The 20,729-nt window shown below is 61.7% G+C and carries 19 protein-coding genes and 1 tRNA gene; 12 read left to right on the forward strand and 8 right to left on the reverse strand.

All coding sequences use genetic code 11. From position 1 onward, the window contains the following. Positions 1-68: 68 nt before the first annotated feature. Positions 69-863 (forward strand): hypothetical protein, encoded by a 795-nt coding sequence (locus SPBM01_RS21110; protein WP_188063392.1) that lies wholly within the window; start codon positions 69-71, stop codon positions 861-863. Here SPBM01_RS21110 and SPBM01_RS21115 read toward each other — a convergent pair. From SPBM01_RS21115 to SPBM01_RS21125, 3 genes are read right to left on the reverse strand one after another with little or no spacing between them, the layout of a single operon-like run. Next, positions 845-1,444: a GNAT family N-acetyltransferase gene (locus tag SPBM01_RS21115; RefSeq protein ID WP_188063393.1), complete on the reverse strand. Its 600-nt coding sequence runs from the start codon at positions 1,442-1,444 to the stop codon at positions 845-847. The two genes, SPBM01_RS21110 and SPBM01_RS21115, sit on opposite strands and share 19 nt — an antisense overlap. Before the next feature lie 4 nt (positions 1,445-1,448). Further along, the gene (gene hemF / locus SPBM01_RS21120; RefSeq protein WP_188063394.1) at positions 1,449-2,339 is read right to left on the reverse strand and encodes an oxygen-dependent coproporphyrinogen oxidase; all 891 of its coding nucleotides are present in this window, start codon (positions 2,337-2,339) and stop codon (positions 1,449-1,451) included. Next, entirely contained in the window at positions 2,336-2,806 is a 471-nt protein-coding gene (locus SPBM01_RS21125) for a tRNA (cytidine(34)-2'-O)-methyltransferase (protein ID WP_188063395.1), read from the reverse strand. Before SPBM01_RS21125 ends, hemF begins: the two co-directional genes overlap by 4 nt. A gap of 197 nt (positions 2,807-3,003) precedes the next feature. Between SPBM01_RS21125 and petA the strand changes: the two genes are divergently transcribed. From petA to SPBM01_RS21145, 4 genes are all read left to right on the forward strand, one after another. After that, positions 3,004-3,570 carry a ubiquinol-cytochrome c reductase iron-sulfur subunit gene (gene petA / locus SPBM01_RS21130; protein ID WP_188063396.1) on the forward strand — a complete coding sequence of 189 codons (567 nt, stop codon included), beginning with the start codon at positions 3,004-3,006 and terminating at the stop codon, positions 3,568-3,570. An 11-nt stretch (positions 3,571-3,581) separates the two neighbouring features. Then, on the forward strand, positions 3,582-4,874 hold the full coding sequence (locus tag SPBM01_RS21135) for a cytochrome b (RefSeq protein WP_188063397.1): 1,293 nt from the start codon (positions 3,582-3,584) through the stop codon (positions 4,872-4,874). Positions 4,875-4,889: 15 nt separating this feature from the next. Next, a complete protein-coding gene (locus tag SPBM01_RS21140) occupies positions 4,890-5,738 on the forward strand; it encodes a cytochrome c1 (protein WP_188063398.1) in 849 nt (282 codons plus the stop codon). A gap of 82 nt (positions 5,739-5,820) precedes the next feature. Further along, the gene (locus SPBM01_RS21145; RefSeq protein ID WP_188063399.1) at positions 5,821-6,357 is read left to right on the forward strand and encodes an adenine phosphoribosyltransferase; all 537 of its coding nucleotides are present in this window, start codon (positions 5,821-5,823) and stop codon (positions 6,355-6,357) included. Between the two features lie 47 nt (positions 6,358-6,404). Here SPBM01_RS21145 and SPBM01_RS21150 read toward each other — a convergent pair whose 3' ends face one another. Next, on the reverse strand, positions 6,405-7,025 hold the full coding sequence (locus tag SPBM01_RS21150) for a 5'-methylthioadenosine/S-adenosylhomocysteine nucleosidase (protein WP_188063400.1): 621 nt from the start codon (positions 7,023-7,025) through the stop codon (positions 6,405-6,407). 393 nt (positions 7,026-7,418) lie between these two features. Continuing rightward, entirely contained in the window at positions 7,419-8,618 is a 1,200-nt protein-coding gene (locus tag SPBM01_RS21155) for an IS256 family transposase (RefSeq protein WP_145206734.1), read from the reverse strand. Positions 8,619-8,810: 192 nt separating this feature from the next. On the opposite strand from SPBM01_RS21155, the gene SPBM01_RS21160 reads away from it, so the two are divergent. From SPBM01_RS21160 to SPBM01_RS21180, 5 genes are all read left to right on the forward strand, one after another. Continuing rightward, complete coding sequence (locus SPBM01_RS21160) at positions 8,811-9,929, forward strand: IS110 family transposase (protein WP_188063401.1); 1,119 nt, start codon at positions 8,811-8,813, stop codon at positions 9,927-9,929. A gap of 287 nt (positions 9,930-10,216) precedes the next feature. Continuing rightward, the gene (gene istA, locus SPBM01_RS21165) at positions 10,217-11,680 is read left to right on the forward strand and encodes an IS21 family transposase (protein WP_188062689.1); all 1,464 of its coding nucleotides are present in this window, start codon (positions 10,217-10,219) and stop codon (positions 11,678-11,680) included. After that, a complete protein-coding gene (gene istB, locus SPBM01_RS21170) occupies positions 11,680-12,489 on the forward strand; it encodes an IS21-like element helper ATPase IstB (RefSeq protein ID WP_007686496.1) in 810 nt (269 codons plus the stop codon). Before istA ends, istB begins: the two co-directional genes overlap by 1 nt. 726 nt (positions 12,490-13,215) lie before the next feature. Continuing rightward, complete coding sequence (locus SPBM01_RS21175; RefSeq protein ID WP_188063402.1) at positions 13,216-14,745, forward strand: right-handed parallel beta-helix repeat-containing protein; 1,530 nt, start codon at positions 13,216-13,218, stop codon at positions 14,743-14,745. 48 nt (positions 14,746-14,793) lie between these two features. After that, the gene (locus tag SPBM01_RS21180; protein ID WP_188063403.1) at positions 14,794-15,099 is read left to right on the forward strand and encodes a hypothetical protein; all 306 of its coding nucleotides are present in this window, start codon (positions 14,794-14,796) and stop codon (positions 15,097-15,099) included. Positions 15,100-15,305: 206 nt separating this feature from the next. On the opposite strand, the gene SPBM01_RS21185 is transcribed toward SPBM01_RS21180, so the two are convergent. After that, positions 15,306-15,380: transfer RNA gene (locus SPBM01_RS21185), tRNA-Val, on the reverse strand. 127 nt (positions 15,381-15,507) lie between these two features. Between SPBM01_RS21185 and SPBM01_RS21190 the strand changes: the two genes are divergently transcribed. Beyond that, on the forward strand, positions 15,508-16,839 hold the full coding sequence (locus tag SPBM01_RS21190) for a dicarboxylate/amino acid:cation symporter (protein WP_188063404.1): 1,332 nt from the start codon (positions 15,508-15,510) through the stop codon (positions 16,837-16,839). A gap of 5 nt (positions 16,840-16,844) precedes the next feature. Here SPBM01_RS21190 and cpdR read toward each other — a convergent pair whose 3' ends face one another. Continuing rightward, a complete protein-coding gene (gene cpdR / locus SPBM01_RS21195; RefSeq protein WP_188063405.1) occupies positions 16,845-17,222 on the reverse strand; it encodes a cell cycle two-component system response regulator CpdR in 378 nt (125 codons plus the stop codon). A 175-nt stretch (positions 17,223-17,397) separates the two neighbouring features. On the opposite strand from cpdR, the gene SPBM01_RS21200 reads away from it, so the two are divergent. Further along, complete coding sequence (locus SPBM01_RS21200; RefSeq protein WP_188063406.1) at positions 17,398-18,291, forward strand: N-formylglutamate amidohydrolase; 894 nt, start codon at positions 17,398-17,400, stop codon at positions 18,289-18,291. A gap of 3 nt (positions 18,292-18,294) precedes the next feature. Here the strand turns inward: SPBM01_RS21200 and SPBM01_RS21205 are convergent, their stop codons facing one another. Next, entirely contained in the window at positions 18,295-20,157 is a 1,863-nt protein-coding gene (locus tag SPBM01_RS21205; RefSeq protein WP_188065879.1) for an acyltransferase family protein, read from the reverse strand. Positions 20,158-20,729: the final 572 nt, after the last annotated feature.

The following is a 20,729-nucleotide window of genomic DNA, read 5'->3' on the forward strand; positions in this document are numbered from 1 at the left end:
TTGGGGCGGACGAGCGATCAAGTCTCCCCGATATTTTTACGCGACTATATGGGCAGGCATTAACAGATATGGCGACGATCTCCATCGGCAAGGCTTGGGAGGAGGCTGTGGCTTTCGTCGCGCGCGAAGCGACGCTGCTGCTGCCCGTTGCGCTGCTGTTCGTGGCATTGCCTGGCCTCATCCTTGGGGAAATGACGCCACCGGAACTGGCCGCATGGTTTGCCGCGCCCGATCCCAAGGTCATTCCCACCATGCCGCCGGGCATTGCCCTGGCCATGTTGATCACGATCATATTGATCTGGTTCGGATCGCTTACCCTGTTCGCGCTGGCGCTGCGGCCCGGCATCAGCGTGGGTGAAGCCTTGCGATTGAGCTTTGGCCGCCTGCCAGTGCTGATCGGTACGGCATTGATCGTCGTAGCAGGTGTCATGGCGGTCGCCACGGTGGCGATCATCGTCATGTTGGTCGTTTCGGCGGCATCACCTGTCGCTGCTGCGGGACTGGGGCTGATGCTGGGGTTTTTGGCGGCGATACTGGTATTTTTCGCCAGCGTCCGGCTGATCTTGCTCAACCCTGTGGTGATAGACGGGACGGCGGGTGTCGTCGCGTCGTTGCGTCAGGCATGGGCGCTGACGCGCGGTCATTTCTGGCGATTGCTGGCTTTCCTGATCGTCATCACCCTGTTGTCGGCCATCGTGGGAGCAGCGGCGCAGACGATCTTTGGCCTTTTGGGCAGCGTGATCGGCGGGCCGGACGCCGCGCGGTTGGCGGGCGGCATCGCGGGTGCTGCGGTGTCGAGCATCATCCAGGTCTATATGCTGGTGATGATCGCCCGGATCTATCGTCAGGCGTCGGCTGGCTGATCCAGCAACGGCACATGGGGCGCGCAATCGCGGGGCAAGATCCCGGCGATGCGGGGGTCGGCGAAGGTTTCGACTTCACGCGCCACGGCCACGAAGCCGGACTTGATGTAAAATCCCAGCGCCGCCGGGCTGTCGAGCGTGCAGGTGTGGACCCAGACGCGCTCCACCCCCTTACGCCAGGCCAGCGACTTGGCCTGCGCCATCAGCCACCGGCCCATCCCCTTGCCGTTCAATTGCGGCACCAGCCCGAAAAAGCCGATCTCGCAATCGGGCATCTTGCGGAAATCCAGTTCCAGCAGCCCCACCTCTATCCCGCGCGGATCGGTGACGGCGTAAACTTCGACAGCCGGATCATGGATGATCGCAGTGAGCGATTCGTCGGACATGACCAGCCGCGAAAACCACAGCCATGGTTCGCCGACCCGGCGGAACAGCGCGCGATAAATGTCGGGCTTTGCGGCCTGCCACCGGGCCAGCCGCAACGATGCGGGCGGAATCGGCGCAGGGCGGGGCTTGTCGCGCATTTCCAGATGGGTGACGATCGCCGCCACCATGCCCGGTTCGACCGCGATCAGTGCCATGATCTCAGCTCCAGCTTGCCATCGGCGGCAGGCTCATCAGGATGGCGTCGATATTGCCGCCGGTCTTGAGGCCGAACAGCGTCCCCCGATCATGCACCAGATTGAATTCGGCATAGCGACCGCGCCATTCCAGCATCGTCTGATAATCCGCCTGGTTCCATGCTTCGTCCATCCGCCGCCGCACTATCGGCGGAAAAGCCTCGAGGAAAGCATCGCCCACCGCACGGGTCAGCGCGAAATTGGCGTCGAACGCGGCGTCGTCGGCACATTCCAGATGGTCGTAGAAAATGCCGCCCACGCCGCGATGCACGCCCCGGTGCGGGATGAAGAAATAATCGTCGGCCCATTTGCTGAACCGGGGATAATAGTCCGGGTCATGCGCGTCGCACGCGGCCTTGAACACATCGTGGAAATGCGCGGTATCTTCTGCGCGCGGCAAGGGCGGGTTCAGGTCCGCGCCGCCGCCGAACCAGCTTTTGGTCGTGACCAGATAGCGCGTGTTCATATGGACGGCCGGAACATGCGGGTTGGCCATATGCGCGACCAGGCTGATGCCGGTGGCGAAGAAAGCCGGATTTTCCGCCGCGCCATGAATGCTCTGCGCGAATCCGGGGGCAAGATCGCCGCCGACGGTCGAAATATTGACGCCGACCTTCTCGAAAATCTTGCCCTTCATCACGCCGCGCACGCCACCACCGCCTTCGCCCGGTGCCTGGCCCTCGGCTTCGCGGTCCCATGCGACATAATCGAAGCGCGCATCGCTGCCTGCTTCGCGCTCGATCGCCTCGAACTCGGCGCAGATGCGATTGCGCAGCGATTCGAACCAGCCGCGCGCGGCGGTCTGACGGGAATCGAGGGGAAAGGGGATGGTGGGAACGGGATTGGTCGGGATCATTGCGGGAAACTTCCGGTCTGGCGCAGGGCTTCGGCGACGGCGATGCCCGTGGAAACGGCGATGTTCAAGGATCGAAAGCCCGCAGCCATGGGAATCCGCACGCGAATATCGGCCAGATCGCGCACATCGTCCGGCACGCCCGCGCTTTCGGACCCCATCAGCAAGACATCGTCGGTGCGAAAGGCGACATCGGGCAAACGTTGCGACGCATGGCTGCTCATCAACAGCAGGCGGCGGCCCTGCGCGCGCCGTTCGGCGTCGAACGCCGCGAAATTGGCGTGGCGCACCACATCGGCTGATGCGCCATAATCCATGGCGGCCCGCTTCAATCGCGCGTCGGAAAAGGCAAATCCGGTCGGCATGATGATGTCCACCGGGACGGCAAAACAGGCGGCCAGACGCAATATTGCGCCGACATTGCCTGCAATCTCTGGTTGGTAAAGGGCGATGCGCATGGGGCGGCTCATAATGCAGTGCGGCAAATTGTCATAGGGTGTGTGACTTTGCTGTTGGCAAAGACCGCGCTATCCGGTTATCAGGCCCGCGAACCACGCCGGGGGGAAGGCGGGGGCCATTATGTATGGCATCCCGAATTTCCCCGATAAACAGGGCCGATTACGGCATTGCGGCGGGATCAGGGACGTTCTTGCAAGGGTTGAGGTGCATGGCGATCGTTGAACATACAGACAGCACGGGTCTATCCGGCGAAGATGGGGTGCGTCGTCGCGATTTCATCAACATCGCCGCAGTGAGTTTTGCAGGAGTCGGCGGCATCGCCGTCGTCCTGCCGCTGATCGACCAGATGAACCCCAGCGCCGACGTGCTGGCGCTTGCATCGACGGAAGTCGATCTTTCGGCGATTCAGCCGGGGCAGGCCATCAAGACGACTTTCCGCAGTCAGCCGCTGTTCGTGCGGCAGCTGACGCCCAAGGAAATCGCCGAAGCCGACAAGGTCGACCCGTCCACGCTGCGCGATCCGCAGACGCTGGCGGAACGCACCGTCGACGGCAAGACACAGTGGCTGGTGACGATGGGTGTCTGCACCCATCTGGGCTGCGTGCCGCTGGGCGCGGGCGAAGGTGAGAATAAGGGTGAATATGGCGGCTATTTCTGCCCATGCCATGGTTCGTCCTACGACACCGCCGCGCGCATCCGCAAAGGCCCCGCGCCCAAGAACCTGGAAGTGCCGAAGTTCAGCTTCACTTCCGACACCGCCATTCTCGTAGGCTGAGGTAAGAAACCATGAGCTTTCCCTGGGCTGAGCAATATACGCCGAAAAATCCGGTGATGGTGTGGATCGACGAGAAGCTGCCGCTTCCGCGTCTCGCCTATAACGCTGTGGGCGCGGGCTATCCCGTGCCGCGCAACCTCAACTATTTCTGGAACTTCGGCGTGCTGGCCGGGCTGGCTCTTATGATCCAGATCGTCACCGGCGTGATCATGGCGATGCACTATGGTGCCAATGATCTGGTCGCGTTCAGCACCGTCGAACAGACGATGCGCGACGTGAACGCAGGCTGGCTGATGCGCTATGCGCACGCCAATGGTGCCAGCTTCTTCTTCATCGTCGTCTATCTCCACATCTTCCGTGGCCTCTATTTCGGTTCCTACAAGGCGCCGCGCGAAATGGTCTGGCTGCTGGGCCTCGTCATCTTCCTGCTGATGATGGCGACTGCCTTCATGGGCTACGTGCTGCCCTGGGGTCAGATGTCCTATTGGGGGGCGAAGGTGATTACCGGCCTGTTCGGCGCGATCCCGGTCGTGGGTGAACCGATCCAGACCTGGCTGCTGGGCGGTTTTGCTCCTGGCAACGCCTCGCTCAACCGCTTCTTCTCGCTCCACTTCCTGCTGCCCTTCGTGATTGCTGGTGTCATCATCCTGCACATCTGGGCGCTGCATATTCCGGGTTCCTCGAACCCGACCGGCGTGGAAGTGAAGGGGCCGCAGGACACTGTGCCTTTCCATCCCTATTACACCGCCAAGGATGGCTTCGGCGCGGGTATCTTCCTGATCGCCTTCTGCACATTGCTGTTCTTCGCACCCAACTTCCTGGGCCACCCGGACAACTATATCGAAGCGAACCCGCTCTCGACCCCTGCGCACATCGTGCCGGAATGGTATTTCTGGCCCTTCTACGCGATCCTGCGCGCCTTCACGGTGGACTTCTTCTTCGTCCCTGCCAAGCTGCTGGGCGTGCTGGCGATGTTCGCGTCGATCCTGCTGCTGTTCTTCCTGCCCTGGCTCGACACCTCGCCGGTGCGGTCGGGCAAATATCGGCCGACCTTCAACAAGTTCTTCTGGATTCTCGTCATCGACGTGCTGATCCTGGGCTGGTTGGGCGGCGCGCCGGCGGAAGAACCCTATGTCATGATGAGCCAGGTTGCGGCGGCCTATTATTTCGCCCACTTCCTGATCATCCTTCCTTTGATCTCGCGCTTTGAAAAGCCGCTGCCGCTGCCCGGCTCGATCACCGAGGCCGTGCTGGCAAAATATGGCAAGACCGACGGCGAACCCGTCGCGGTCCCGGCCGAATAAGGGGTAGATAAGACCATGGTTCGCATTGGCGCATTCCTCGTCGGCCTCTTCTTTGCAGGCTGGCTGTTCATTTCCTTCCTGATCGGTGCGGTGGCTTATGTCTCCGAACCGCCAGTGCCCACCGTGGAACATGAGTTCCACGAGGCACCCAAGCATGTGTCCTATTCCTTCGACGGACCGCTTGGCCATTATGACCGGGCGCAGCTCCAGCGCGGCTTCCAGGTTTTCAAGGAAGTCTGCTCGGCCTGCCACAGCCTCAAGTTCGTGGCGTTCCGCGACCTCGAAGCGCTGGGCTATAACGAAGCCGAAGTGAAGGCGATCGCCAAGCAATGGGCGATCAAGACCCCGTCGGTCGATCCGGCCACGGGCGAAGCTTCCACGCGCGAGCCTGTGCCGTCGGATTATTTCCCCAAGCCCTTCGCGAACAATGTCGCGGCGGCGGCGGCGAACAATAATGCGATCCCGCCAGATTTGTCGCTAATGACCAAGGCTCGCCATCATGGCAGCGCCTATGTCTATTCGCTGCTGACCGGCTATCAGGCACAACCGGCCGAATTACTGAAGGAATTTCCTGATGCCAAGACGCCCGAAGGCCTGCATTACAACCCCTATTTCGCCAACCTGAACCTGGCGATGGCACCCCCGCTGTCGGCGGAAGGTCAGGTCACCTATGGCGACGGCACCAAGCCGACCGTCGATCAGATGGCGCAGGATGTTTCGGCGTTCCTGACATGGACCGCCGAACCCAAGCTGGAAAACCGCCGCCGTGCGGGTCTGGCGACGCTGATCTTCCTGCTGATCGCCACGGGTCTGGCCTATATGTCCTACCAGAATATCTGGGCGGACAAGAAAAAGGCCGCCTGACGGCAAGGGTCCGAACGGACACGGATATGAACGGGGCGCGGTTTCAAATGGGAACCGCGCCCCTTTTCGTTATGGAGACGGCATGAGCATCGACGCGCTGACCGCACTGGTCCGCACCATCCCTGACTTCCCCAAGCCAGGCATCCAGTTCCGCGACATCACGACATTGCTGGCCGACGGCGCGGGACTGGCCGAACTGGTCGATCGCATGGCAGCCATCGCCCGGCCGCTCGACCCGGACCTGATCGTGGGGATCGAGGCGCGCGGCTTCATCCTGGGCGCGGCGCTGGCCTTGGCACTGGGCAAGGGCTTCGTTCCGGTGCGCAAGGCGGGCAAGTTGCCCGGCAAGACGGTCGGCATCGACTATGTCCTTGAATATGGCACCGACCGACTGGAACTGCATGAAGGGCAAGTGCCGCATGGCGCGCGCATTTTGCTGGTCGATGATCTGATCGCCACAGGCGGCACGGCGATCGCCGCCGCGCAACTGTTGCGCGAACAGGGGGCAAGCGTGCTGATGGCCCTGTTTGCGATCGACCTGCCCGACCTTGGCGGCATGGCGGCGCTGACGGCGGATGGTATCGCGGCGCAGGCGATCATGGCGTTCGAGGGGGAATAAGCGAAGCGAATCGCATCCGCGACGGCGTTCGCACCAAACCGGGCCAGTTAGCGGGCCAACGCATCCGGCAACAAATCCACTGCCGTTGCAAGCCGTTCGTCCAGCAGGCCCAGCAATTCCATCCAGCCATGGATATGTTCCAGCTCGCCCGGTCCATCCGATACGCCGCGCAACCCCATTATCGGCACGTTAAACCGCGCGCAGGCGCGGGCCACGGCGAACGTCTCCATATCCACCATATCGGCGTCGATCGCGGCATAATCCTCGCCGCCCACGATGTTCGCGCCCGTTGATAGCCGCGCCGTCGGCAAGGCGAGCGGAGTCACCAACGGCACATCGACCGGATGATCGACAAAAGGGGTGACGCCCTTGGTAAAACCCAGCCGGGACGCATCCATGTCGCGCCAAGACACGCTGCCAATCTGAAATATCTCGCCCAGCGGGCAGAGGCGCGATCCGGCCGATCCCAGGCAGACGACCAGGTCCGGCAAGGCATCGGCGCGTGCCATGTCCTGCAAAGCGATGCCGGTCACCAGTGCCGCTTCGATCGGGCCGACGCCCGTCATCAGTGGGGCAAAGCGCGCGCGCAAATGCGGGCCATATTCGGCCTCCACTGCCATGATGAACAGCAGGCGTTGACCGGCAATCGTCTCGCAAGATGGCGTCATCACAGGCTCCCCGACCGTCTGGCGCCGCCATAGAGGTTCCGCGCGCGGCTGCCAAAGATAAAGCCCGCCAGTTGAAATCAGGCAATCGGCTTGTTCATTTTGGAGGTGGCAGGAATCGAACCTCCGCGCCTGCGACATCGCCTCTGAAGATGGGACGCAAATTGATATATTTTCATTTTTCCGGCTGCTCGCGGCCCCGCCAGAACCCGCAAATCGTTCGTTCGGACCGCGTCGATCACGCTAAATGCCGTTGAAATCATGCCGTTTATCCAGCGATCAAGGCAATGCATTTTCTGCCTTTTTTTCGGCCGCTGGTAAGGAAAAGATCGTGTCCCACAGCGTGGTGTAGGTTCGCCGGGATAGCCACAGCGACCTCCGGCTAAGCCGGATTGATCATGCTGCCATGGCAGGCAACGTGATGATGGGATTATCGCTTAAACCTGAGACGCTCTCAAGTGTCATGTAGCGGCAGCGTTGGACGGCCCATTCGTCGTTCTGTTCCAGAAGGATAGCGCCGACGAGACGGGTAATCGCCTCTTCGTTGGGGAAGATACCGACAACATCGGTGCGCCGCTTGATCTCGCCATTGAGCCGCTCGATCGGATTGTTGCTGTGCAACTTCGTGCGGTGTTGGGCTGGGAAGGTCATGTAGGCCAGCACATCCTCCTCGGCGCTGTCCATCAGAGTAGCGAGTTTTGGCACGGTAGGGCGCAATTGATCGGCGACGCTACGCCATTGGGCCTTTGCGGCCTCTGGAGTTTCCTGGGCGAAAGCGGTGGCGATGAATGCCGACACGACCCGGCGTCCACTCTTGCCGGCATGGGCCAGCGCATTGCGCATAAAATGAACCCGGCATCGCTGCCAGGTGGCGCTGAACACTTTGGCGACGGAGGCTTTTATGCCTTCATGGGAATCTGAGATCACCAGCTTCACGCCGCGCAGACCGCGACGAGCAAGGCTGCGTAGAAACTCGGTCCAGAAGACCTCCGCTTCGGAATGACCGATCGCCATGCCGAGCACTTCGCGCCGGCCATCGCTGTTAACGCCAACGGCAATGATGACCGCGACAGAGACGATGCGACCGGCTCGCCGCACTTTGATGTAGGTCGCGTCCATCCAGAGATAGGGCCAGTCGCCTTCGATCGGACGATCGAGAAAGGCCTTCACCCGCTCGTCGATCTCCACGCACAGTCGGCTGACCTGGCTCTTTGAGATCCCACTCATGCCCATGGCTTTGACCAGATCGTCCACAGAGCGGGTCGAGATCCCCTGGATATAAGCTTCCTGGATGACGGCCGTCAGTGCCTTCTCTGCCATACGGCGGGGCTCCAGAAACCCTGGAAAATATGTTCCCTTGCGCAGCTTGGGGATCCGCAGCTCGACCGTCCCTGCTCGCGTCTCCCAGTCCCGATCCCGATAGCCGTTGCGCTGCGCGAGGCGCTCAGGATCTTTCTCACCATAGGCAGCGCCGGTCGCACCGCCCACTTCCAGTTCCATCAGCCGCTGCGCGGCAAAGCCGATCATGTCGCGTAGAAAATCGCCGTCGGCTGTCTTCCCAACCAGAGCGTGCAGGTCCATCTTGTCATTGGTCATCGGAGGTCTCCGTAAGTTGAGCTTCGCAACCCAAACTTATCCGAAGTTCGCCGGTGACCACCCGCGAAACTGACCGGCCGCTACAGACCGTATGTTCGCTCGGCGGAGTTGGCCCACCCTCGTGGTAAGCAAGGATCGGGGGTCACGCCGGAAGGGCCGGCGCCTATCCCCATGCTTAAGCGAGGGCGGACCATGGAAGATTATAGCGAACTCTTCATCGGACTCGATACATCGAAACTGAAGATCTCGGTTGCGGTGGCGGAAAGCGTACGGAATGGCGAGGTCCGATTTTACGGCGACATCTCATCTGAACCATCTTGTGTGGCGTCGATGGTAGCAAAGTTGGCAAAGCACGGTGCCAAGCTGCATTTCTGCTATGAGGCTGGCCCGACCGGATACGACCTCCATCGCCAGCTCATTGAGCTGGGGCACGACTGTCAAGTGGTAGCCCCCTCGCTCGTGCCCAAGTGCCCAGGCGACCGTGTGAAGACCAATCGGCGCGATGCCATAAGCCTGGCCCGCCTTCATCGCGCGGGGGAGCTGACTGCGGTTTGGGTTCCCGATGAAGCACATGAAGCGGTTCGCGACCTGGTGCGTGCACGCGAAAGTGCCAATGACGCGCTGAAGAAGACCCGCCAGCACCTGCAGGCATTTCTGTTACGCCATGGCCGGATTTACACCGGCCGTACACCGTGGACGCGGGCACATAGTCGGTGGCTGGCAGCGCAGAGCTTTACCCATCCGGCTCTTCACATCGTCTTGGCCGAATACATTCAGGCCATAGAAGATGCCGGCGTCCGGTTGGAACGGCTGACTAAGCAGGTTGCTGAGACAGCCGCCACCTGGTCCATGGCGCCGGTGGTCGACGCCTATCAGGCCATGCGCGGCATCGCCTTCATTTCGGCCGTCACCTTTGTAGTGGAAATCGGCGATGTGCGACGCTTTGAGACAGCGCCGCAGCTCATGGCATATCTGGGCCTTGTGCCGACCGAAAGCTCGACGGGCGAACGGGTGAAGCGCGGTGGCATCACCAAAGCCGGCAATAGCCGCGCGCGCCGCGTGCTGATTGAGGGCGCATGGACCTATCGCTTCCCCGCGCGGGTAAGCCCGGCCATCCAAGCGCGCCTGGATGGCCTGCCAAGATCAGCACGCGAAATCGCATGGAAGGCGCAGATCAGACTGTGCGCCCGCTATCGTAAGTTGATTATGGCCGGCAAACTCAAGACCGTCGCTGTCACCGCTATCGCACGCGAAATGGCCGCATTCCTATGGGCGATCGGGAAAGAGGTCGCGCCGACCACGCAAGTTTGAAGAGCTGTCAGCCATACATCGAAAGAAAGGTGCGCGGCGACAACTACGATGGCCGGTTGAGCGGCGACTATGATGGCCGGTAGGATCGGTTGTCTGGTCTGATCGTAGGGAGGGGCGCAGCCCCGACCGGAGAGCGGACCAGACAACCGGTGGCGATCTTTTTCCCCTTCTTTCGGGGGGCAGATCGGGGCTGTGGCGGGCGGTGGTATCGGAACACTCATCGAACAACGAGCGATGGGTTTGCGATGCCGGGCCACCACATTTCCGATCAGCAGGTATTTCTCTTCATGACCCATCGTCGCCAACACACCCAGGCCGTCGCGGCTGCCAAGGCCGGTATCAGCGAACGCAGCGCACGCCGGATCGAGAACGATCCGCAGCTTCCGTCCCAGAAGAAGAAGGAGCGCCACTGGCGCACCCGCGCCGATCCGCTCGAGCCATTCTGGCCACGTATAGAGGAGTTGCTCCAGATCGACGGTATCATTGCCGTCACGGTCTTCGAGACGCTCCAGGACGAGTTCGGCGAGGATGCTGTTCCCGATGCGATACGACGAACACTGGAACGCCGGATCGCCCGCTGGCGGGCACTGCACGGCGGCGAGAAGGAGATCTTCTTCCCGCAGCATCATGAGCCCGGTCGGCAGGGCCTGTCGGATTTCACGGTATGCGACAGTCTCAAGGTCACTGTTGCCGGCGAGACCCTGGCCTATCGCCTCTACCACTTCCGCTTGGCGGCGAGTGGCTGGGAGCATGCGGCTGTCGTGCTGGGCGGGGAGAGCTTTGCCGCCCTTTCGGAGCACCTGCAGGATGCGTTGTGGAAGCTGGGCGGTGCGCCGGCCGAACACCGCAGCGATTCCCTGTCAGCCGCCTACAAAAACCTCGACGCCGATGCGCAGCGGGATTTCACCCGAAGCTATGACGAGCTGTGTCGTCATTACCGCATGCTTGCTACCCGCAACAACCGCGGCGAGGCGCACGAGAACGGATCGATCGAAGGTCCCCATGCCCATCTCAAGCGACGGCTCGATCAGGCCTTACGCCGGCGGGGCAGCCGCGATTTCGTCAGCATCGAGGCCTGGCGCGAGTTCGTTGAGGCGCAGGTCGCCAGACAGAACCGGCGGCATGCTGCGCGCATCGATGCAGAACGCAGGGTACTCAAGGCGCTGCCCGCAAGGCGAACCACCGATTTCGCCATGGTCACCGTCGATGTCACCCGCAACGGCACCGTCGCCATCGATCGGGTTACCTATTCGGTGCCTTCCCGCCTCGTCGGACGGCGCCTCAACGCGCATCTCTTTGACGATCGCATCGAGCTCTTCCTCGGCCCGGACAGGGTAATGTCCACGCCGCGTGTGCGGATCAGTCATCCCCACCGGGGGCATAGCATCGATTTCCGGCACATGATCGGTAACCTGCGCCGCAAGCCCGGTGCACTGCGCAACCTCGTCTACCGCGAAGCCCTCTTCCCCGATCACGCCTACCGGCGGGCCTGGCAAGCCTTCGATGCCCAACTCGATGGACGGCAGGCCTGCCGCGATGCCGTCGCGCTGCTCGATATCGCCGCCAGGGGCGACTGTGTCGACGTGCTGGCCCGGCGGATCGATGAGGCTCTCGACAGCGGGCGCTTGCCCGATGTCGATGCGCTCAGGGACGAGTTCCTGCCAACCGCAAGATCGCAGCGCGATGTCGCTATCCCGCCACCCGATCTGCACAGCTACAACAGCCTGATCGCCAGCGGGGAGGTGCACTGATGACCCGCACCAAGGATCAGGCCGCCGCCGTACTGCCTACCCTGCTGAAGGCCTTGCGCCTGCCGAGCATCAACCGCAACTGGAAGCGCCTCACCGACACCGCCGATCGCGATGGCTGGCCGGCCGCCAACCTGCTGGCCTCGCTTCTCGAGATCGAGATGGCTGATCGCTCCTCCCGGCGCATCCAGCGCCATCGCGACCAGTCCGGCTTGCCCGCAGGCAAGACCTTCGCCACCTTCGATTTCGACGCCGCCCCCGGCATCCGCAAACCGCACCTCTTGTCCCTCGCCGCCGGTGACGACTGGATCGAGAACGGCGGCAACCTGCTGCTGTTCGGCCAGAGCGGGACCGGCAAGACGCACGCAGTTGCCGCCATTGGCCATGCCCTCATCGACACGGGGCGGCGCGTCCTGTTCTGCTCCACCACCGACATGGTCCAGAAGCTCCAGTCCGCGCGCCGCGACCTCAGCCTGCCCGCCATGCTCGACAAGCTCGACAAGTTCGATCTCATCGTGCTCGACGATCTGTCCTACGTCCGCAAGGACCAGGTCGAGACCAGCGCCTTGTTCGAGCTCATCGCCCACCGCTACGAACGCCACTCGCTCGCCATTACCGCCAACCAGCCATTTTCGGCATGGGACAACGTCTTCCCTGATCCCGCCATGACTGTCGCCGCGATCGACCGCCTCGTGCACCACTCGACCATCATCGAGATGAACGGCGAAAGCTACCGCAAGCGTTCCGCCGTCGCCCGCATCAACGCCGGCGATTACGACCCGCCCAATGGCGCCCCGGACCGGCCATCATAATTGTCGCTGGCTTCGCGCTCGGGAGCACCCTTGCTGAGGCAACGGGTAATTGTCGCCAGCGGCAATTACATGCCAACCATCCCATGCGCTTCAAACCCTCGCTTCCGGCCAGCGCCAGCGACAATTACCCAGCGTCGTAATTGTCGCTCGACGGTTGCTCCTCGCAACAGCAAATGGTAGCCAGAATTCACCAACCGGCGCGGCCACCTATCGGCCATCAAAATTGACGCCGACCGGACTCCGTAATCGTCGCGCTACAGAAAGGAGCAAATACGATCAGCACCACCATCTGCTCGATGTGTACAGTCGGATGCAGGGCCCCGGTGAGGAATCCTCGTAAGCGCTATGGGCAAATTATATATTCACGCCCGACTACAGACCGAGGCAGCCTCAGACGAACCTACGGAAATGCGGTACCAACCCGCGGATAAGAGTATGCCAACCGTCGTCTAACGCCCTGCATCCTACTGTGCACATCAGCTTCAAACCTCAGCGCTTCGTCTCAATCGACGGAAAGGATACATCATGCCGAAGGCTCTTGATCAGGAACATAAGAGCGCTTTATCGATGAGCGCGCGTCCGGTCAGCTTCGCTACCCTCAAAACCTACACCACGCGCCGGGACACGACCAAGGAAAAGTTTACGATGGTCCGCAACGTAGCTTTCAGGTCTTGGCCTTAACACCCGACAGGACGGCAGGGGCAGCCGCTCGGGGAGTTCTATCTGATGACAACCTATTATGTCGATTCTGTGGGCGGTTCTGACGCAAATCTGGGGCAGTCGGCCGAACAGGCGTATAAGACGATCGCTGCACTATCGCAGATTTCGCTGAAGCCCGGCGATACTGTCCTGCTCGCGCGCGACAGCGTCTTTGCAGAAACGCTGACGTTGACCAAGTCCGGCAAGGAAGGCGCGCCGATCACCATTGGAGCCTATGGCACGGGTGAGGCGCCGACTTTCAGCGGCAACATCGGGATCCTCGGCACCAAGACCGCCTATATCGTGGTCAAGGACATTGCCTTCAACGAAACCACCGGCGCTGCCATATATGGCAACAATGTCAAAAACTGGACGATCGACAATGTCTCGTTCACGGACACCGGCACGCTGACGGGCATCGGCGGCGTCTTTTTCAAGACCGGCTCGAACGTCTCGCTTACCAACAGCAGCTTCGATGGCGTCGCAGGCGACGGACTGTTCGTGATGAATATCGACGGGCTGAACGTCAGCAATAACAGTTTCACCGGCCTTCACGGTGCCGCGGCCGACGGGATCCAGTTTACCGATTCCAAGAATGTCACCGTTGTCGGCAATCATATCGATCAGTCGACCAGCCCTGACACCACCAAGGGCGGGATTGTTGGGAACAACGTCCAGAATGTCGTCATGTCCGACAACGACATCCTCGGCGGCAGCTTTGGCATGAGCATCAACGGCCAGCATATCACGCTGGATGGCAACAACTTCACCGGCCAGGACAAATATACTTGGTCCGCCTCCATCCTGATCGGCGGCAATTGGGATCTGGTCGATTATACGATCACCAATAATACGTTCACCGACAGCCGGTTCGGCATATCGCTGACCGGATTACGTGATGACGATGTGGTTCGTACCGACATCAACATCACCAACAATGTGTTCGACAATATGGAGCGCAGCGCGCTCAAAATCGACAAGCCCAGCACCGGCACCTTCGCGGACAATATCCTGATCGAAAGCGAAGCCGTCATCGTCAAGGGGGAGGGTTTCGACGCACCCTATGCCGTTGGCACGAATCTGGCGCTCACCGCAGAACAGGCGATCGAATATTTCGCGCCAAAGGTCGTCGAACCCGTGGTGGAGGCACCCATCAAGGTTGTGGCGCCGGTCAAACATGCCGATAATATCGCGCCGATAGCGGTCAATGACATGGTGCGCCTGGACCTGAAAAACGACTCCATCAGCGGCAACCTGCTCACCAACGACATCGACGCGAATGGCGATACGCTGATGCTGCGGACGGTCGGCAGCCAGAAATTCTCGAACGGCCATCTGGATCTTGCCGGCCTATACGGCACACTGACCGTGCAGGAAAATGGCGATTATACTTACCATCTGTATGACGATGCCTTCGGCATCAAGACAAGCGCCACCAAGATAACGGAAAAATTCCAGTACAAGATGTCGGATGGCGTTGCCGTCGACACAGCAGCACTGGTGATCGACGTGACCGACTTCATGAAGGCCCATGTCGCCGCCGACCTTTTGGTTTGAATGGCCTATCCTCCGCCAATGTCAGCGCATTTCGAAAGGCTCCCTTCAATGTCGAAAGTCACTGGAGGGAGCCTTTCTATTCCCTCAACACCGCATGACGCTATGCAAACGGCTTATCGCGCCCTAAAAACCATTCATCGCAAGCAGGACATTGCAATGACATATGGGGAGGGCGAGGAAAAGTCGGGACACCCGACTGCATTTGCCGATTCAATGCAGTTTGATGGCGTCGCGAAACAGTCGATCTGGTTCCGCCTGATGGCTAAAATCGGTCTGACGCCTGAAAATCTTTGCACCAAAGGCGACGGCAAAAGCCTGTGCCGGGACTGTGAAGATAGCTGGTCCATCCGTTGAGCCGGAATTTCGCCCCGACAGCGTGATCTGCTGTAAACTGCGTCAACCCGGCTGCCGATCGCATGGCCCGTCACAAGGGCGCACTGGCACCCCCGGTCGGCCAGATCGAAGCCGTCCCGTGGAACCACGCGGGAAGCGACACAACCATTCCATAGTGCGAATATAGAAAAACCCGGCTAAGTCTTTCGACTTGCCGGGCTTTTCCATGGTGGGCGTAGCAAGGATTGAACTTGCGACCCCTGCGATGTCAACACAGTGCTCTACCACTGAGCTATACGCCCACGGGAGATGGGCCTTTAGCCGGGCGAATCCGGACGCGCAAGCGGGAAAATGCGGCCCCTGCACATTCTTCTGGACAGGACAGGGGCGGCCCATATGCTGCCATGCAAACAGGGGACGCCAACACTTATGCTGCCATCGCCATCCGCGCCGATCCAGACGGCGCCGCGCCTGCCCTGGTATCGCCAACTCTATGTCCAGGTGCTGGCCGCGATCGCGCTGGGCGTGGCGATCGGCCATTTCTTCCCCGATGCAGGGGTCCAGTTGAAGCCGCTCGGAGAGGCCTTCATCAAGCTGGTGAAGATGATCATCGCCCCGGTCATTTTCCTGACGATCGTCACTGGCATTGCGGGGATGAAGGAACTGGGCGCGATCGGCCGGGTCGCGGCCAAGGCCTTCGCCTATTTCCTGACCTTTTCCACGCTGGCGCTGATCGTCGGGCTGATCGTCGCCAATGTGGTGCAGCCGGGCGCGGGGCTGAACATCGACCCGGCAACGCTGGATGCCGGGAAGGTGGCCAATTACGCCCATCAGGCGCATGACCGCACGCTGACCGGCTTTTTGATGAGCATCATCCCCGCGACCATGGTGTCGGCGGTGGCGGACGGCAATATCCTTCAGGTGCTGTTCGTCGCCATCCTGTTCGGCATCGCGCTGACCATGATCGGGGATAAGGCGCAGCCGTTGATGACCGTGCTGGAATCGGCCAGCCATGCGATCTTCAAGCTGGTGGCGATATTGATGAAGGCCGCGCCGATCGGCGCGTTCGGGGCGATGGCCTTTACCATCGGCGAATATGGCGTCGGCACGCTCGCCAATCTGGCCGGGTTGGTCGCGACTTTCTACCTGACGTCCTTGCTGTTCGTGCTGGTGGTGCTGGGAACGGTGGCCCGGTTCGCCGGATTCAACATTCTGCACCTGATCCGCTACCTCAAGGCCGAATTGCTGCTGGTGCTGGGGACATCCTCCTCCGAAGCGGCGCTGCCCAGCCTGATCGAAAAGATGGAGCGGGCCGGGTGCCGCAAGTCGGTGGTCGGGCTGGTCGTGCCGACCGGCTACAGCTTCAATCTGGACGGCACCAATATCTATATGACGCTGGCGGCGCTGTTCATTGCGCAGGCATGCAATGTCGATCTTACCCTTCAGGAACAGATCCTGCTGCTGCTGGTCGCGATGATTTCGTCAAAGGGAGCCGCAGGCGTTACCGGCGCGGGCTTCATCACCCTGGCGGCAACTCTGTCGATCGTGCCGTCGGTGCCGGTTGCCGGCATGGCGCTGATATTGGGGGTCGATCGTTTCATGAGCGAAGCGCGGGCGCTCACCAACTTCGTGGGTAATGCGGTCGCGACGATCGTCGTTTCGGCATGGGAAAATGGGCTGGACCGCGAACGACTCGACGCAGCGATGGCGGGCATCCCGCTCGATCCGACGCCCGATATGGAAGAAGTCGTGCCGGACTGAGCCTGTCAGTTCAGCCCGGTCAGGCTTTCGCTGCCGAACATGCGTTCGACTTCCAGCACCAGGTCGCGCAGGTGGAAGGGCTTGGACAACACCTTCGCCTGCGGCACGGCCTTGCCCGCTTTCAGCGTCACGGCGGCAAAGCCGGTGATGAACATGATGCGCATGTCCGGTGCCACCGACGCGGCGTGCTGCGCCAGTTCGATGCCATCCATTTCGGGCATGACGATGTCGGTCAGCAACAGGTCGAACCGATCCGATTCGATATGGGGCAGGGCGTCGGTGCCTGTTGCGACCGCCACCACTTCATAGCCCGACCGTTCCAGCGCACGGGCCAGATAGGTGCGCATACTTTCATCATCTTCGGCCAACAAAATGCGCATCATCGCCCCTGTTACTTTGCTATCCCGTTGCCGGGCCAGACCCCCCGCCGCCCGTCGGGGCAACGTCTTTCACTGACGCTCGCCCGTCAGGGTGGCGTCCATGTCCGATATATGCGACAAGGTGTAAATATTATCCAGCCGGGTAACCATTTTTGGTGCGCCGGTGAAAGGAGCCTCGTTGGATCATCCTGCGCCGCGCCCTCCTGTGCTGAGCGAGCCGGGCTTCGACCTCTATGGTCCCTTGTCGCCTGATCGTCCCGTCATTCTTTCCGTCCCCCATGCCGGGCGCGATTATCCGCCCGCATTGCTGGCGCAGGCGCGGGTGCGACCACAGCAACTGGCGCGGCTGGAGGATCGCTGGGTAGACCTTATCGCCCATCCGTTGATTGCACGGGGATATAGCGTGCTGGTGGCACGCGCGCCGCGCGCGATGATCGACCTCAACCGGCATGAGCGCGAAATCGATCCGGCGATGGTGACGGGCATACCGCGCGACATCGCCCTGCACAGCAGCACCAAGTTGCGCGGTGGATTGGGCCTTATCCCCCGCCGTTTGCCCGGTGCGCCCGAATTGTGGCGCGGGCCTTTGTCCTGGGTGGAGGTGCAGCGGCGCGTCGAGGGGCTGCACCGGCCCTATCATGCGATGCTGGCGCGGTTGATGGGGGCAGCGCGGGAGGCGCACGGCCATGCGATCCTGCTCGACCTCCATTCGATGCCGCCCTTGCCGCCGCCCGCCGCCGGGCTGCCTGCGCCGGGGGTTGTGCTGGGCGATCGATTCGGGCGGAGTGCTGCGACGCGGCTGGTGACGCTGGCTGCCGATGTGGCGGCGGGGCATGATATTCTCGCCGCGCAAAATCATCCCTATTCAGGCGACCATCTGATCGACCGGCATGGCCGGCCGGAACGGGGAATGCACGCCATCCAACTGGAGATCGACCGGGCGCTCTATCTGGATGCGACGCTGGACCGGCCGGGACCGGGCATGGCGCGCATCCGCGCGCTGGTCGCCGCGATGGTGGAAGCGCTGGCGGTCGAGATGCCCGGCGCACATTATGCGCTGGCGGCCGAGTAAGGTTCAGCCGCCTTTGGCAACGACCAGCCGCGCGCCAGCCATGTTGAGATGGTGCGAATCGAAATAGAGCGGTTTGCCGTTCTGCATGATGGCGCACCGGCGCGCGTCACATAGCGCGGCCATCGGTTCGATCACGCGCACGCCGCGCGCTTGCCAGCGCGCGAACAGGGCGCGCAGATGGGTGGTGCGCGCCTCGATCCGCGCCCGCTCCACCCCTTGCGCCTGCGCCAGTTCGCCCGCGCGGGCGAGGTGGGCCAGGCGGCGTGGCACGTCGAAGGGTTGCGGTGGCACCGGACCGATCAGCACAATGTCGCGCCCTTCCGCCCGGATGGCGGCGATGGTGCGGTCCAGCTTTGCAACGAAAGCGGGATCGTCGAACAGGCCGTTGGCCCAGAAGGCGACCAGATAGACGCGGCGGATGGCAGGATCGGCCCGTAGCGCGGCGAAGGCTGCCTTGTTCGCGGCAGCGCAGCGGGCGTCCTTCGGATCGTCATAGGACAGGACCGGAGGGCAGCTGGACGTGGTGCGCTCGATCAGGGCGCGGCCTTCACGGCGTGCCTGTTCGCCCAGCGCATAGGCCAGTTCGACGCCATGGCTGTCGCCCCACAGCATCGCGTCGGGAGGGGTGGTTGCGCCCAGAACACAGGGCTGCGCGTCGCGCGCATATATGTCGTGGCATCGGCCGCGTTGCGGGCTGATGTCATGGCGCGCTGCTGCCAGTGCCAGCACGTGCGGGCCAAGGCGCGATGGCCAGCCGTCCGTGGCAAGCAAGGCCAGCGACAGCACGCCGATCAGCGCCATCGCGCCCGCCGTGAAGCGGAAGATGGCGACGGCGGCTATGCGATGCGAATCGCGGAAGGGGCGTTCGACAAAGCGCCAGGACAGCGTCGCAGCGATCAGCGATGCGGCCATCACGGCAATGCGGGTCGCGCCTGCCAGCGGCAGATCGGTAGCATATTCGGTAAAGACGATGAGTGGCCAGTGCCACAGATAGAGCGAGTAGGAGATGAGGCCCACCCCCACCAGCGGTCGCCAGCCAAGCAGACGTCCGGCGCTGGTGCATGGTGCTGCGTGGATCAGCGCGGCTGCGCCAAGGACGGGGGCGAGCGCAGCGATGCCGGGGAACAGCGTGTCGCGATCATAGCAGGCGACGGCCAGCGCTATGGCGGCCATTCCTGCCCACGCAATGGCTTCGCGCGCCCAGCGCTGGCGGATGGCGGGGACGCATCCCAATGCCAGCAGCGCCCCGGCGAGCAATTCCCAAGCGCGGGTCGGCAGCAGGTAAAAGGCGAAGCCGCTGGTGTCCCGCTGCATGAAAACAGACAGGGAGATGGACAATATTGCGATGCTTGCCACAACCAGATTGCGCCAGCGTGGGCAGGCGCGGACGAGCAGCATCAGCAGGATCGGGAAGCCAATATAATATTGTTCCTCCACCGCCAGCGACCAGGTGTGGAGCAGTGGCTTGACGTCTGCGCCGCCCGCGAAATAGCCGGTGTCAGTGAAGAACCACAGGTTCGAGACAAAGAACGTGGCCGCCAGCGCGGATTTGGGGACACTGGCCAGATCGCCGGGCAAATAGAGCCAGGCGGATGCCGCCAGCACCGCCAGCATCATCAGCGCCAGCGCAGGCATGATGCGGCGGAAGCGCCGTTCGTAGAAACGCAGGATCGAAAAGCGACCCTGATCGACTTCGCGGGCGATGATGCCAGTGATGAGATAGCCGGAAATGACGAAGAATATATCGACGCCGACATAGCCGCCGGAAAAGCCGGGGACATGGGCGTGGAACAGCAGCACCGGCAGGATGGCGAACGCGCGCAATCCGTCTATGTCGCGGCGGTAGCGGTCGGCCGTCGTTGGCATCGTCAGGGGTGCAGATCCGTGCATCGGGCGGGGATAGCGGCAAAGCCCTGATATTTGCTTTACCGTCGCGACTCGCATTCCACGCAATGGTAAATCAGAAATTTACGCTTTCCGTAGCGGAAGGCATCACTCGTTCCGCAAGCGATTGCAATTTGTGCAACCGCCATTTCATCCTTCGCATTTGCGAAGAATCGCCCCGTCCGCCAGTAGGAGTGTGCCTTTCAGGCATCCTCTCCTAAACTTTTCGGGCTGATCTCACGATCAGCCTTTTTTTTTACGCAAAGTTGCGCTAGGCGGATTGGGCTAAGGCGCGCCATATAACATGTTTCTGGAGAGGGGCCGCCGGTAAGACCGGCAAGGCGAGCCAAGGCACCGGGGGATCGAGCATCGACATGCTCTCCCCCATTTAACGTCCCAAATTGCTGCATCAATATCGAGCGGACCGATCGCCAGTCGGCCCGGTCAGCCCTCACCCGTTCCAGGCATGTTTCGGGAACCAGAAGTCTGATTTGCTGACCCGCCGCCCTGTCCCCCGGCCTGCGCCGGGGAACAGAATTGCAGCTGGCGTGCGT

The organism is Sphingobium sp. KCTC 72723, assembly GCF_014280435.1.
In the GTDB taxonomy this organism is placed as follows: Bacteria; Pseudomonadota; Alphaproteobacteria; order Sphingomonadales; family Sphingomonadaceae; genus Sphingobium.